This is a genomic window from Methylocaldum gracile (genome assembly GCF_053646815.1).
Genome location: NZ_CM132196.1, coordinates 2685724 through 2700678, shown reverse-complemented (window position 1 = coordinate 2700678; position 14955 = coordinate 2685724). Strand labels below are relative to the sequence as shown.

The 14955-nt window shown below is 60.6% G+C and carries 10 protein-coding genes; 3 read left to right on the top strand and 7 right to left on the bottom strand.

The window, feature by feature from the left end; translation table 11 throughout:
- Nucleotides 1-4 precede the first annotated feature (4 nt).
- The 3 genes from recQ to purE form a co-directional block, all read right to left on the bottom strand.
- Entirely contained in the window at nucleotides 5-2158 is a 2154-nt protein-coding gene (gene recQ / locus ACWJJK_RS11955) for a DNA helicase RecQ (RefSeq protein ID WP_077729555.1), read from the bottom strand.
- Between the two features lie 35 nt (nucleotides 2159-2193).
- Nucleotides 2194-3324, bottom strand: coding sequence for a 5-(carboxyamino)imidazole ribonucleotide synthase (locus tag ACWJJK_RS11950; protein ID WP_156881212.1), 1131 nt, complete (start codon nucleotides 3322-3324; stop codon nucleotides 2194-2196).
- Between the two features lie 113 nt (nucleotides 3325-3437).
- Nucleotides 3438-3926: a 5-(carboxyamino)imidazole ribonucleotide mutase gene (gene purE, locus ACWJJK_RS11945; RefSeq protein WP_077729553.1), complete on the bottom strand. Its 489-nt coding sequence runs from the start codon at nucleotides 3924-3926 to the stop codon at nucleotides 3438-3440.
- A 107-nt stretch (nucleotides 3927-4033) separates the two neighbouring features.
- Here purE and ubiG point away from each other — a divergent pair, with 107 nt between their 5' ends.
- The 3 genes from ubiG (at nucleotide 4034) to pntB (ending at nucleotide 8040) form a co-directional block, all read left to right on the top strand.
- Nucleotides 4034-4774: a bifunctional 2-polyprenyl-6-hydroxyphenol methylase/3-demethylubiquinol 3-O-methyltransferase UbiG gene (gene ubiG, locus ACWJJK_RS11940; protein WP_156881211.1), complete on the top strand. Its 741-nt coding sequence runs from the start codon at nucleotides 4034-4036 to the stop codon at nucleotides 4772-4774.
- 287 nt (nucleotides 4775-5061) lie between these two features.
- Nucleotides 5062-6624, top strand: coding sequence for a Re/Si-specific NAD(P)(+) transhydrogenase subunit alpha (locus ACWJJK_RS11935; RefSeq protein ID WP_077729551.1), 1563 nt, complete (start codon nucleotides 5062-5064; stop codon nucleotides 6622-6624).
- Between the two features lie 15 nt (nucleotides 6625-6639).
- The gene (pntB, locus tag ACWJJK_RS11930; protein ID WP_077729550.1) at nucleotides 6640-8040 is read left to right on the top strand and encodes a Re/Si-specific NAD(P)(+) transhydrogenase subunit beta; all 1401 of its coding nucleotides are present in this window, start codon (nucleotides 6640-6642) and stop codon (nucleotides 8038-8040) included.
- A 195-nt stretch (nucleotides 8041-8235) separates the two neighbouring features.
- On the opposite strand, the gene ACWJJK_RS11925 is transcribed toward pntB, so the two are convergent.
- From ACWJJK_RS11925 to ACWJJK_RS11910, 4 genes are all read right to left on the bottom strand, one after another.
- Nucleotides 8236-9504 (bottom strand): alginate export family protein, encoded by a 1269-nt coding sequence (locus ACWJJK_RS11925; protein WP_454128106.1) that lies wholly within the window; start codon nucleotides 9502-9504, stop codon nucleotides 8236-8238.
- 288 nt (nucleotides 9505-9792) lie between these two features.
- Nucleotides 9793-10371, bottom strand: a complete 579-nt coding sequence (locus tag ACWJJK_RS11920; RefSeq protein WP_077729548.1) for an ANTAR domain-containing response regulator — start codon at nucleotides 10369-10371, stop codon at nucleotides 9793-9795.
- A complete protein-coding gene (locus ACWJJK_RS11915; protein WP_077729547.1) occupies nucleotides 10368-11693 on the bottom strand; it encodes a CmpA/NrtA family ABC transporter substrate-binding protein in 1326 nt (441 codons plus the stop codon). The genes ACWJJK_RS11920 and ACWJJK_RS11915 overlap by 4 nt, the downstream gene beginning before the upstream one ends.
- 506 nt (nucleotides 11694-12199) lie before the next feature.
- Nucleotides 12200-14926 carry a molybdopterin-dependent oxidoreductase gene (locus ACWJJK_RS11910; RefSeq protein ID WP_454128105.1) on the bottom strand — a complete coding sequence of 909 codons (2727 nt, stop codon included), beginning with the start codon at nucleotides 14924-14926 and terminating at the stop codon, nucleotides 12200-12202.
- Nucleotides 14927-14955: the final 29 nt, after the last annotated feature.

Here is a 14955-nt window from a genome sequence, read left to right as displayed (position 1 = left end):
CACTCTATGCCTCGGAGTCAGGCGAGTTACGCAGCCTGTCGTAATAGGCCCGCACGCAACGAAGCACTTCATAGCTGTATTTGCCGTTCAGCGCCTGGTATAGCGGCTTGAGGGCGCGCCGTTGGTCTTCCGGCAGGCTCTGCCACGCTGCTTCTATTTCTCCGATTTCCGAATCGCTCAAACCCACCACCTCGCCGAGTTCCACGGCCCCGGTTTCGATGGCCCTGGCCAGATGGCCGTAGACGGTCGAAATCGTCAATCCGCGCTGATAAGCGATCTGTTCGGCGTTCATGCCGAGCCGGAATAGCGCCAGGCTTTCGTCTGCCGTCGTGCTGGCGGTCGAGGCCGAACCGTCGCCGCTTCCGTGCTCCAGGATGACCGACAGAAACTCGTCGCCGTAGAGCTCCAGCTTGCGTTCGCCGATGCCCGCCAGGCGGCTCATTTCGGTGCGGCTGGTCGGTCTCGACTGGACCATTTCCATCAGAACGGCGTCCTGAAAAATCACGTAAGCAGGCACGTCCTGCTCCTCGGCCAGCGTGCGCCGCAAGGCGCGCAAGGCTTGCCAGAGACGCTCGTCTTCCGGGTTGGAAAAGCGCTCGACGGCCTGGCGTCGGCCGCTCGAGGCCTCCTTGTAACTGTCCCGCCTTAGCCGAAGGTCGACTTCGCTGCGCAGTACCGGGCGGCATTCCTCGGTCAGACGGAGTGCGCCGTGAGCCTCCCAGTCCACCGTCAAATAGCCTTGGGCGATGATCTGACGGAATACCGAGAGCCACTGTTTCTCGTCCATGGCGTGACCGATGCCGAAGGTGCTGAGCCTGTCGTGACCCAGCCGCTGTATTCTCTCGTTGGACTTGCCGCGCAGTACGTCGATGATGTGGTGAACGCCGAAGCGCTGGCCGGTGCGGTAGACGCAGGACAATGCCTTGCGGGCGGCGTCGGTGCCGTCCCAGGTGTCCGGCGGGTTGAGGCAGTTGTCGCAATTGCCGCAGGGTTTGTCGGAGATTTCGCCGAAGTAGCGGAGCAACGCTTGCCGACGGCAACCGGTCAGCTCGCAGAAGCCGAGCATCGAATCGAGTTTGTGGCGCTCGACCCGTTTATGCAGTTCATCCGCTTGGGAGGCCTCCACCATTTGCCGCAAGGTGATCACATCCTGCAAGCCGTAAATCATCCAGGCATTGGCCGGCAAGCCGTCGCGTCCCGCGCGTCCGGTCTCCTGATAATAAGCCTCGAGGCTCTTGGGCAGGTCGAGGTGCGCGACGAAACGGACATTGGGTTTATCTATGCCCATGCCGAAGGCGATCGTCGCCACGACGATGACGCCTTCCTCCATCAGAAATCGCCGCTGGTTTTTCTGGCGTTCCTCGGCAGAAAGGCCGGCATGGTAGGGCAGGGCGGAGAATCCTTGAGCGCGGAGCCATTCCGCGGTCGATTCCACCTTTTTTCGCGACAGGCAGTAAACGATGCCGGCATCTCCCGGATGTTCGTTTCGGAGAAACTGAACCAGCTGCCGGCGCGCGTCCTGCTTGGGCGATATCCGGTAGCGTATGTTGGGCCGGTCGAAACCGCTGCAAAAGACCCTGGCCTCCTGCAGTCCGAGGCGCTCGACGATCTCCTGCCGGGTCCGCTCGTCGGCGGTGGCGGTCAAGCCGATTCTGGGAATGCCGGGAAAACGTTCGTGCAGCAAGGAGAGCTGCCAGTAATCGGCGCGGAAGTCGTGGCCCCACTGGGACACGCAGTGCGCTTCGTCGATGGCGAAAAGGCTGACTTCGGCCCGCCCGATGAGCGCCTGCACGCGCTCGGTCAAGAGACGTTCGGGCGCGACGTAGAGGAGGTCCAGTTGGCCGTCCAGAAAGTTCCGCTCGACCTGGCGCTGTGTGTCGTAAGCCAGGGTGGAATTCAGAAAGGCGGCTCGAACGCCGAGTTGGAGCAGGGTTTCGACCTGATCCTGCATCAGGGCGATCAGGGGCGAGACCACGACGCCCGTACCGGGGCGGATTAGCGCGGGAATCTGGTAGCAGAGCGACTTGCCGCCGCCGGTGGGCATCAGCACCAGCGCATCGCCCCCTGCCGTCAGATGATCGATGACGGCGCGCTGCTGGCCGCGAAACCGTTCGTAGCCAAAGACGCTGCGCAGGACCTGAAGGGGGTCTTTCGGCATGATCCGCCAGCTTGCCGGAAGCGCCGCTTTTCCGGCTAAGCCTGGAGCATCTGTTTCAGTTCCAGTGCCTGCGACAAAGCGGCTTCCACGTCTTCGGCCAGCACGTTGAAATGTCCCATTTTGCGGCCAATGCGGGCAGTCTTCTTGCCATAAAGATGGAGTTTGACGTTGGGCTGGCTCAAGAGCTTGTCCCAGGCCGGCTCGTCGTCCCGCCAGATATCGCCCAGAAGATTGACCATCACCACCGGACTCAGCAAGCGGGTATCCGCGGGCGGCAATCCGCACAAGGTGCGGACTTGTTGTTCGAACTGGCTGGCGGCGCAGGCATCCAGCGTATAGTGGCCGCTGTTGTGGGGGCGCGGGGCGATTTCATTGATGACCAGGTCGTCGTTGTCCAGCACGAAGAATTCCACCGCCAGGACGCCGATATAGTCCATGGCTTGAGCGAGCTTAAGCGCCATGTCTTGCGCGTGTGTCGCGACGGCCGGCGCAACCCTGGCCGGCACGATGCTGACGTCGAGAATTCCCGATTCGTGCTGGTTTTCCGCCACGGGGAAGCAGACTACTTCGGTCGGCGAAGAACGGGCGATGATGACCGAAATCTCGGTTTTTAGATTCAGTTGCCGCTCCAGTACGCAAGACTTTCCGCCCAGTTCGGCGAATGCGGCTTTCGCTTCCTCGACGGTTTTCACCCGGATTTGGCCCTTGCCGTCGTAGCCGAGCCGCGCCAGCTTCAGAATGCCGGGCAAGTGGTCCGCCAGATTCCGATCCAGGTCGGTGGCGGTCTCGATCGCGAGAAACGGAGCGACTCCGAGCCCTGCCCCGGAAATGTATCGCTTTTCCGCGATACGGTCCTGAGCGATCGAAACGCATTCCGCCGAAGGGCTTACCCGTACGCGCTGTGCCAGGTAGCTGAGGCTTTCGGCCGGGACATTCTCGAATTCCGTGGTGACCGCGGCGCAGGTTTCGGCGAGTCTGTCGAGAGCCGCCCGGTCATCGTAGGCAGCGCGGATGTGCACATCGGCCAATCCGCCGGCCGGACTGTCGCCGTCGGGATCCAGTACGGTGACGCGATAGCCCATGGCCCGCGCCGCCATGGTGAACATGCGGCCCAATTGACCACCGCCCAGGATGCCGAGCATGGCATTCGGTAGAATGTGTTTCATCGTCGATAGGGTTAATGTGGAACTACGGGAACGGGTCGATAGACGACAGCCGTTCTTATTCTAGTTAGCTTCAGGACGTCCTGTTTCGGAAAATCAGCGGCCTGCTTTCGGCATCATTCGATTTCCGGCAGCGTCAGCCCCAGCACGGCTTCCGTTTGCCGAAGGCGATAAGCCTTGAGTTTGGCGGCCAAGTCCGAATCGTGAACGGCTAGCAGCGCCACCGCGAACAGACCGGCATTCACCGCGCCCGGTTCGCCGATGGCGAAGGTCGCGACCGGTATGCCCTTGGGCATCTGGACGATGGAGTACAGGGAGTCCTTGCCTTTCATGTATGTCGTCGGCACCGGAACGCCCAGCACGGGCAGGTGGGTTTTCGCCGCCATCATGCCGGGCAGATGCGCCGCGCCTCCAGCCCCGGCGATGATGCATTTGAGTCCGCGATCGGCCGCCGTTTCGGCGTATTGAAACAACAAATCCGGCGTCCGGTGAGCGGAAACCACCTTCGTTTCGAACGGGACATTGAAATCTTTCAACTGACGGGCGGCATGCTGCATGATCTCCCAGTCGCTATTGCTGCCCATGATGATGCCGACGTGAACCATTGAATATCCGGTCTTTCCAATCAAAAAAGCGATTTTATCCCGATTCCTCGCCACGCGCTAAGACGAAGGCACGCATATCGGGCTTCCTTCCTCTGGAAAAATAAACCTTGAGCACAAAAACCACAATCGATCCCGCCGAGGCGGCGCATTTCGACCGGCTGGCCCATGCCTGGTGGGACCCCGACGGCCCATTCTGGCCCTTGCATCGCCTCAATCGGCTTCGAGCCGGTTACATCTCCGAGCGTTTGAGCGCACGCTTCGGTCGCAGCGCGAATCGAGCTGTGCCGCTTCAGGGGATTCGTCTCTTGGACATCGGCTGCGGCGGAGGGTTGCTGAGCGAAGCGATGGCGCGGCTCGGCGCGGAGGTGCACGGCGTCGACATGGTGGAAAAGAATATCCGCATCGCGCAGCAGCATGCAGAAGCGAGCGGTCTGGCGATCCGGTACACCTGCGGCACCGCGGAAGGTTTGGCCGAACAGGGCGAATCGTACGATGCCGTCTTGAATCTCGAAGTCGTCGAGCACGTGGCCGATTTGCCGCTCTTCATGAGCGCCTGCGGCCGATTGGTCCGGCCCGGAGGGCTGATGGTCATCGGCACGCTCAACCGGACGGCCGCATCCTTTCTTACCGCGATCGTCGGCGCCGAATACGTGCTGCGCTGGCTCCCCAAGGGAACCCATCATTGGCGGAAGTTTCCGAAACCGGACGAATTGGAAGGCATGCTTCTCGAAAGCGGCATGCGTGTTTTCGATCGCACCGGCGTCAAGATCGATCCCTTTACTCGGAAATTCAGGCTAAGTCCCGGAATGAGCGTCAACTACATGCTGGTCGCCGAAAAATCCGGCTGATCGGCGGCGTTGCAAAGAGTTCCGCAGCCCAATCCGGATGGGTTGCCAGAGGCAAAATAAGTTGACCTCTCCCGGCAATTACTTTAAGAAGGTGCGGGGGTCGTTACGCCGGGCCAGAAAATTTTGTCAATTATCGAGACATAGATTGTGAATTTCTCATTGTCGCACGCAAGTTAGCTATTTCCGTCCCACCAGGAACGGGACTTCTGGCGCCCTGTTTTCGCCCTCTTGAACAAAAACAACGTTCGTAATTGTTGCGCTCGATAGCGCTAGGAGGAGTACGTTTTATGCGAATTGGGGTTCCCAAAGAAATACACGCCGGAGAGAAGCGTGTTGCAACCGTGCCGGAGGTGGCCGAAAAACTCATGAAACTCGGTTTCTCGGTGACCGTGGAAACCGGGGCCGGCGACAGCGCCAACTTTTCCGACGATGCCTACCGCGAAGTCGGCTGCGACATCGCCGATGATGCTAAATCCTTATGGGCCGGCTCGGACATCGTGCTCAAGGTGCGTGGTCCTCAAGTCCATCCCGAACTGGCCGTGGATGAAGTCGACTATTTGCGCGAGGGCGGCAATCTCATCAGCTTTATCTGGCCGGCCCAGAACCCCGATCTCATGGAACGGCTCGCGGCCAAGAAAGCCACTGTGCTGGCGATGGACAGCGTGCCCCGCATTTCCCGCGCGCAGAAGCTGGACGCCTTGAGTTCCATGGCGAATATCGCCGGCTACCGCGCAGTGATCGAGGCGGCCCAGCATTTCGGGCGGTTCTTCACGGGACAGGTGACCGCCGCCGGCAAAGTGCCGCCGGCGAAAGTATTCGTCATCGGCTGCGGCGTCGCCGGGTTGGCCGCCCTCGGCGCGGCGAACGGTCTCGGCGCCATCGTCCGGGCAACGGATACCCGCCCGGAAGTCAAAGACCAAGTCAAATCGATGGGCGCAGAGTTCGTGGAAGTCAACTATCAGGAGGAGGGCACCGGCGTCGGCGGCTATGCCAAAGTGATGAGCGAGGGCTACCAAAAGGCCCAAAAGGAAATGATCGCCCGCCAGTGCATGGACGTGGACATCGTTATCACGACCGCGCTGATTCCGGGCAAGCCCGCGCCCACACTGATCACCGCGGGAATGGTGGAATCCATGAAACCCGGCAGCGTCATCGTGGACCTGGCGGCCGAGCAGGGCGGCAACTGCGAGCTGACGGTCCCGGGCGAAGTCGTCGTCCGACACGGCGTCACCATCATCGGCTATGCCGATCTGCCGAGCCGGCTTGCCCGTCAGTCCAGCACGCTGTACGCCACCAACCTTCTGAGACTGATGGAAGAGCTGTGCCCGAACAAGGACGGCACGATCGACGTCAACATGGAGGACGAGGTCATACGCGGAACCACGGTGATCAAGGAGGGGGAAATCACCTGGCCGCCGCCACCGCCGAAAATCACCGCAGCCCCGGTAGGCGCCACCCCGGCACCGCCGGTCGAAATCAAGAAGGCGGAAAAGAAGCCGCTGCTGCCCGCCTGGGCGCAAACCGGCATCACGCTGGGCGTGGCGGGTCTCCTGTTCTACGGCCTCGGTTCTGTGGCTCCGGCGGCGTTCATGTCCCACTTCACCGTTTTCGTGCTGGCCTGTTTCGTGGGCTACATGGTGATCTGGAACGTCACCCCGGCTCTGCACACTCCGCTCATGAGCGTCACCAACGCCATTTCGAGCATCATCGCCATCGGCGCCTTGATCCAGATTTCCTCGCCCGGTGTGTTGATCACCATCTTGGCGGGGCTCGCCATCGTTCTGACCTCGGTCAACATGGCCGGCGGTTTCTGGGTCACCCAGCGCATGCTGCGCATGTTCAGAAGATAAGCGGAGAGAATAACAATGTCAGAAGGATTAGTTACCGTTTCCTATATCGGCTCGACGATACTGTTTATCTTGAGCCTCGGGGGGCTTTCCCATCCTGAATCCGCGCGGCGCGGCAATTTCTACGGCATCCTCGGCATGGCCATCGCCATCCTCGCAACCGTGTTCGGGCCGAAGGTGACCAGCTATGTTCCGATCATCGTCGCCATGGCTATCGGCGGCAGCGTCGGGGTCTACGCCGCGATCAAGGTCAAGATGACCGAAATGCCGGAACTCGTCGCGCTGATGCACAGCCTGGTGGGGTTGGCTGCGGTGCTGGTGGGTTATGCGAACTTCATCGATCCGACCGCTGCCTTTACCGGGGTGGAGAGAACCATTCATGAGGTGGAAATCTATCTCGGCGTTCTGATCGGCGCCGTGACCTTTTCCGGTTCGGTCATCGCATTCGGTAAGCTGTCGGGCAAGATCGACGGCAAACCCATGCTGCTTCCGGCCCGGCACTGGCTCAATCTGGGCCTTTTGATTCTAGCCATCATCTTGGGGGCCGGCTTCGTCAACGCGCAGTCCACTGCGGGCGGGTTCGTTCCGTTGCTGCTGATGACGGCCGTTGCGCTAGCTTTCGGCGTGCACATGGTCATGGCGATCGGCGGCGCCGATATGCCGGTGGTGGTGTCCATGCTCAACAGCTACTCGGGATGGGCGGCTTCGGCCACCGGCTTCATGCTGTCCAACGATCTGCTGATCGTGACCGGCGCTCTGGTGGGTTCTTCCGGTGCGATCCTGTCCTACATCATGTGCCGTGCCATGAACCGCCATTTCCTCTCGGTCATCGCCGGCGGGTTCGGTACCGGTACCGGCGTAGCGCCGGCGGCTGGGGCGGGGCCACAAGGCGAGGTGCAGCCGATCACACCGGAAGAAACGGCCGAACTCCTGCGCAACGCCAGCCGCGCCATTCTGGTGCCGGGCTACGGCATGGCGGTGGCTCAGGCCCAGCATACGGTGTACGAGATCACCAGGCTGCTGCGTGAAAAAGGCGTCGACGTGCGTTTCGCCATCCACCCGGTGGCGGGCCGCATGCCGGGCCATATGAACGTGCTTTTGGCCGAGGCTAAGGTTCCTTACGACATCGTGCTGGAAATGGACGAAATCAACGAGGACTTCCCGGAGACCGACGTCGCCATGGTCATCGGTGCCAACGACATCGTGAACCCGGCGGCGCAGGAAGACCCCAACAGCCCCATCGCCGGCATGCCGGTTCTGGAGGTCTGGAAGGCGAAAACCTCGATCGTCATGAAGCGCTCGATGGCGTCCGGCTATGCCGGCGTCGACAATCCGCTGTTCTACAAGGAGAACAATCGGATGCTGTTCGGCGACGCCAAGAAGATGCTGGACGAGGTGCTGAAGCACTTGCAGGGGTAGAAATACCGGTTTGCGTAGAATGGATTTCCCATGCGGCGCATTACGCTAAAGCTAATGCGCCCTACGCAAGCTCAAGCACTTGCAAGGATAAACGTAAATGACCGTAGGATGTGGCGACGTAGGAGCCGCATCTGTCGCGATCGATGCGGTTCGAATACTCACCGCATCCTACGGCCTTAAATTCCCAGCTTTCTTTTAGAAACTGATCCCCGCCTGCAGCCACCATTTTTGAGTGTCGACGTTGCCGGCAAACGCTCTCGGGTTGGACGAGTTGTAGTCGGCGAACTTGAAGAGCAGGGAATAATGCTTGCCGAATTTCTTTTCCACCTGGACGTCGAACTCCTCGCCATAGCGGATGCTGCCGGTATCGTCCCGGAAATCGTGGTAGACGAACCATAAATCCACGCCGTACAGGCTGGTCTTGAACGTGCCGTACACGTCCCGGATGCCGTCGGGCGGCGTCACCAGGAATTTGTCCGCCCAGCCCTGAAAGGCGTGCAGCGTCGCGAGCGGCGTACGGAAGCCCTGGCCGTTGTCCGAGCCCAGTTCCTCGAAGGACCCTTTAAAGACGAAGCCCCACAGATCGACCCCGCCTTCCGCCAGCCAATAATCGACCTTGAAGTCCTTCGGGTTTTCCGCATAGTCCTCCTGCCAGGCGTATTCGGCCGTGTAGAGGGCCTTGATTTTGTCGGTGATGGGCGTCGCGCCGTCAAAGCGAACGCCTACCGTCTGGGTGGAATTGGTGAGGGTATTGAAGGTTCGCGTCGGAAAGCTTTCGTTTTGATTGTCGTAATCCAGCCATTCACCGTGGACGATGAGTTTGCCCCAAGGGAGACCGGTGTAGGCAATGTTGAAGATCGGCGAATTCATGCCGATGGTGCGGGAGGTGACGTCCTGCACTTTCCAAATATAACCGGCGGTGATCGTGGTGTCGGGCAGGCTGGCGTTGGTGATGGCCACGGCGTCATAAGTCTGTTCCAGCTGCCGCCAGATGACGTTGCCGATGAAACGATGGTTGTCGAAGATGATGCGTTGACGGCCGACTTTTAGGTTGGTCTGAGGTAAACCGCTGTAATTCAGCCATAACTGGTTGACCTCGTTCTTCTGGGGATCGGCGATGACGGGATGTCGAGTCTTGTTGTTCCAGGTACTGTTGTACTCGTTGCTGAAGATATCCTGGTTGCCTTCGTATTCGGCGAAGGCCTTGAGCCCGTGAAATTCCGGAGTCAAATAGCCGATGCGCGCCCGGATCATATCGGCCTTGGCGATTTCGGGCAGATTGGCCTGATCCACGTATTCGAACCGATACCGGATATCGATGTTGATCTTGCCGCCGCCGACGTTCAACGCCTTTTCGATACTCTCGTTAATACCCTCCGCAAAAACCGGGCTGGCCGTGCCGAGCCCCAGCATCAGAAGCCGCGCTAAGCTGCCGCCACTCAGCGGCTGCCTGATAATCCCCATGACTGTACCCCCATTCTGTTGTGATCCGATAAGCAATAAAAAAGGCGTCGCCCGCAGTTGAAGAGCTGCGGGAGGACGCCTTTGTCCGGAAGTCGAGCGCCGCCGTCAGCGCGCGACTCTAGCTTTCATAGGACTAACAGGAAGCGTGCCAAGCTCGTTTAACGCGCTAAACAGCTCTGAAACAGCAGCTGGCGGCGCAGTGCGGAGGCGCCGGGCGGGTGGGCTGGTGCATCGGGTGCGACAAAAGAGTGCGCGATGCGCGAAAGGCGGGCGGAATTCGCCCCGAAGTCAGTCCGTCAGCCCTTCCAGGGTAAGCAGGGTCCTGGCGACGTCCGCGATGCGCATGTTGCGGCTCATGGCCGTTTTGCGCAGCAACTGATACGCTTCGTCCTCGCTCATTCCCTTCCGCTGCATCAAAATGCCCTTGGCCTTGTCCACCACTTTCCGGTCGGCTAGCTGGGTTTTGGTTTCGTGCAGTTCGCGCTTGAGCGCCTCGAATTCGCGAAAACGGGCCATGGCCACCTCGACGATGGGCATGATGCGTTCCTGGCTGAGGCCGTCCACCACATAGGCGCTTACCCCGGCCTGCACGGCCTGGCGGATGTAATCGCCGTCGCGCTTGTTCGAGAAAAGGATGATCGGTCTCGGCTGGTCGCGGCTGATCTCCCGCATTTGCTCCAAGGTGTCGCGGCCCGGCGCCTCCAGATCCATGATCACCATGTCCGGCTGACATTCCTTGAGTTCCCGAAGCAGGTTGTGGCCGTGCTTGATCCGGGCGACGACCTGATGGCCGGCATCGTGCAGCGCTTGCTCCAATATGGCGCTGCGCGCCGAATCCTGATCGACCAGCATGATTCTGAGGCTCATGGATTGACCTTGGCCAGTTCGTCCAGTGAAACCTGCCGATTGTGCAGTTCGAAGCGCTCCAGATAATCCACCGGACGGAGCGCATCGAAGGTGCCGCCGTCCAGGAACCGGTCCGTACCCAGGATCATCGGCTCGGTGGCTTCCCGAAGCGTCCACGGTTCGCCGTGCTGCCCCTCGGTCTTGTAGTCCGCGGTGGGGAAGGGCAGGCCCAGAGCCTGGGCGGCTTCGCGGTAAAGATCGGGCCGATAGACCTCTTCGGCAAGCTTTCGCATGTCTACGGGATCGCGGAGTTGTCCCCAACGGTACATCTGAGTGATGAACCAGACGGCATGGGAGCGCCAGGGAAACGTCGCGGCATAACGGAAGAACACGTTGAAGTCGGGAAGCGGCGCGGGCGCGGCGTCGACCTGGTAGCGAAACGAGCCGACCATGGACATTTTCACCACGTCAGCCGGTGCGTTGACGTATTCCTCCCGAGCCAGAATATCGGCCACTTCGATACGGTTTTCCGGTTGATCGATCCATTGCGCCGCCTCCAGCAGCGCCATCAGCATGGCGCGGTGAGTGTTGGGATGTTGTTCGGCCCACTCCCGGTTCACGCCCAGCACTTTTTCCGGCTTGTTGTTCCAGATTTCATAATCGGTGATCAGCGTGCGTCCGACGCCGGTGGCCACGGCCTGCGCGTTCCACGGTTCTCCGACGCAGTAACCGTCTATTTCTCCGCTGCTCAGGTACTTCACCATGTGCGGCGGCGGGATCACGACCAGGCGCACGTCGCGGTCCGGATCGATGCCGCCGGCGGCCAGCCAGTAGCGCAGCATGTAGTTATGGGGGGAGAACGGAAATACCGTTGCGAAGCACAAGGGCTCGCGCCCCGCGTGTTTGCCGGTATCGATGACTTTCTTCAGTGCACGGACGCTCATGGACCGCTCGGCTGCCGCCGCCGGATCGAGTTCGGCCATGCGCCGGTACAAGTCCAGGGAAACGGTAATGGCGTTGCCGTTGAGATCCAGGGACAGAGCGGCGATGGTCGGTTTTTTCAGTTCCCCGAGACCGAGCGTCGTGGCGATGGGCATGGGTGCCAGCATATGACCGCCGTCCAGCAAGCCGGCGAATACCTTGTCGCGGATATTGGCCCAGGACACCTCTCGGGAAAGTCTCGCTTCCAGCCCGTGTTTCCGGAAAAAACCTTTTTCGTAGGCGATGACGAGCGGTGCGCAGTCCGTCAGCGGGATGAAACCCAAGTCGATCTGGGTTTTCTCGAGTCCTTCGCCGCCTGCCGCATGAACGCCAGGGCGCAGCCATTGGGGAACCGAGGTCATGAGTTAAGGGTCTCCTTGTCCAAAATTCTCCAGGATGGATTGGATTGTGAAGCGTCAAGAGCGTATCGGCTCCGATAGCAGTTACGACGCGAGTAGCCTGCCACGACGTTATGGTTTCAGCAATGATCGTGCCATACGGTCCAGTGCTTGGCCGTAGCCCAGACAGTCGGCAAGGGATTGCCGACCTACGTCATTCCGTTCGGCATTCGAGTGAACATTCATCGTAGGATGGGTAGAGCGAAGCGAAACCCATCGATGGTGGGTTAGCCCCTAGTCTCCGCTCGGGACAGGCCCTTCGACAGGCTCCGCGTAACCCACCGATTCGAGGTCGCTCGGTGGGTTACGGCCTCCGGCCTAACCCACCCTACAAACATGAATTCTTTATTAAAAGCGATTTTGAATTAGGCCGAGATAAGCGATGCCTTAAATAGGAACATAGGCCGTTGAAGTGCACAAATACGAGGCAATGCTAGACGCCTTGTGCCGCCGCAGCGGCGCTGGTGTTTTTACCCCTGCAATAAGGACTTGAGCTCGGGAATACAGGAACCGCAATTGGTTCCCGCTTTGAGTGCTGCACCAATTTGTTCCGTTGTCGACAGATTTTGCTTCTGAATGGCGCGTTTCAAGGTATTGATGCCGACCCCGAAACAGGAGCAGACGATACGCCCCTGATCATCCTCGGCCGAAGCCGGTTTTCCGGCCAAAAGGCTCATGCGTGCCCGATCGGGCACTTCATCCAGTGCGAATAGACCGGCTAGCCAACTGCGCGGCGGCAGCTCGAAGCTCCGGTCTATGAAGGCGCAAAACTGCAAACGTCCGCCGAGGAGGCGTGCGCAGCGGTACCGGCCCGAGTGGATGTCAGCGAACTCCAGCCATTCTTCCCTGCCGGGCACCGGCTCGGCGGACGCGGATTCGCGCGAACCCGAGGGATGGGCGAACAAGCCGCGCATCCAGACAGGCCAGTCCGAAGGTGACTCGGAATGTGCCAGCTCGTAAAGCCAATGGCCGTCTCCCCGTATCGTGACGCGGTACTCGACCTCGATAGCGCCCAGCGGTTCGCGCGACAGCAAGAAGCCGTGCCACGCCGGCGGATAGGGCGCGATCCGGAGCGGTGTGTGCTTGGATTCGGGTTCGCCGGACATCGGATCGGTTGCCGGGTTGACCAAGGCATTGATCAAGCCTTTGCTGGCATAAGGTCCGCTCCAGTGCATGGGCACGAACACCGATCCTGGCTGCTGATCTTTACTGACGCGGGCGCGGACCAAGGCTTGGCCGAACCGGCTCTCGAGGCGAACCAGGGTTCCGTCCTGAATGGCGAATCGGGCCGCATCGCGGGGGTTCAGCTCGGCGTAAGGCTCGGGAACATGGTTGGTCAAGCGGGCGGTTTTGCCGGTGCGGGTCATGGTGTGCCATTGATCGCGGACGCGCCCGGTGTTGAGCACGAGCGGATAGGCCGCGTCGGGCGGGTTGGCCGGCGCTTTGGGGACCACCGGCACCATTCCGGCGCGGCGGCCGAAGTTTGAAAACCCGCCTGCGTCGAACAGGCGAGACGCGCCGTTCGGATGATGCCCATTTACCGGCCACTGGATCGGCTTCAAGGCTTCATAGCCGGCGCGATCGAGTTCCGCGAGACCGGAAATGTCGAACACCCGTTTGCCGTCATTCCGAAGGCCGGACAAATGGGCGTGCTCCAGGAAAATTTCCCAAGCTGACCCGTAGCGAAAACCTTCCTCGTATCCCATCCGCTGGGCAACCCGGCTGACGATCCACCAATCCGGCTTGGCTTCGCCCGGCGCTGTCAGAAATGCCCGCTGCCGGGAAATGCGACGCTCCGAGTTGGTGACGGTGCCGTCCTTCTCACCCCAGGCCAGCGCGGGCAGGTTCACATGTGCGTAGGCGCCCAAGTCGGTGCCCGACTCGCATTCGGAAACCACCACGAATTCGCAGCGGCGGAGCGCGTTCCGCACCGCGTTCGCGTCCGGCAGGCTAACGGCCGGATTGGTGGCCATGATCCAGACTGCCTTGATGCGTCCCTCGGCGATCGCCTGAAACAGCTCCACGGCCTTGAGTCCGGACTTATCCAGCATGCGCGGCGCATTCCAGTACTCCTGCACGAGAGCCCGGTGTTCGGGATTCTCGATGTCGAGATGCGCCGCGAGCTGATTGGCGAGTCCGCCGACCTCCCGCCCGCCCATGGCGTTGGGCTGGCCGGTCAGGGAGAAGGGGCCCATGCCCGGCTTGCCGATCCGCCCGGTGGCAAGATGAACGTTGATGATGCTGTTGACCTTGTCGGTGCCGCTGGACGACTGGTTGACGCCCTGCGACCAGGCGGTGACGACTTTTTCGGTGCGGGCGAACCATTGGTAAAAGCTCGCGAGGTCCTCTTCGGGAATACCGCAGATCCTGGCAACAGCAGGCAAGGAAGGAGCCGTTTTGCGCGCGTTCTCGAACGCTTCGGCATAGCGACCGAGATGATTTTCCAGGAAGGCGAAATCGATCCTGTCATCCTGGCGCAGATAATTCAGGAGTCCGTTGAACAGAACCACGTCGGTACCCGGCCGTATCGGGAGATATAGATCGGCGGACTGACTCGTCGCCGTGCGGCGCGGATCGATGTTGACGATCTTCAGGCGGGGATTTTCCCGTTTGGCCGCAACCAGACGCTGAAACAGCACCGGATGGCACCAGGCCGCGTTGGAACCGACCAGCACGACGAGATCGGCCAGTTCCAGGTCCTCGTAACAGCCGGGCACGACATCCTCGCCGAAGGCCCGTTTCTGGGCCGCGACCGTGGACGACATGCAGAGGCGGGAATTGGTATCGATATTTCCAGAGCCGATGAAACCCTTCATCAGCTTGTTCGCGACGTAATAGTCCTCGGTCAAGAGCTGACCGGAGACGTAGAACGCCACCGAGTCGGGACCGTGGATATCGATGATCCGTCGAAACGTGTCGGCGACGGTGCCTAGCGCTTCGTCCCAACTCACCCGCCGGCCCCTGATCTCGGGATAAAGCAGCCGAGTTTCCAGCGACAGGGTTTCTCCGAGCGACGAGCCCTTGGAGCAAAGCCGCCCGAAATTGGACGGATGTTCCGGATCGCCCTTGATGTCCGCCGACTCGGGACCGCGCGGCTTGGCCAGCACGCCGCAGCCGACGCCACAGTAGGGACAGGTGGTGGCGATGGGCGCATCGTCCGCTGTTAAGGACGGATCTGAGAGCGGTGCAGAACTCACGTTTCTCTTCCTCTTAATAACGAAGTGTG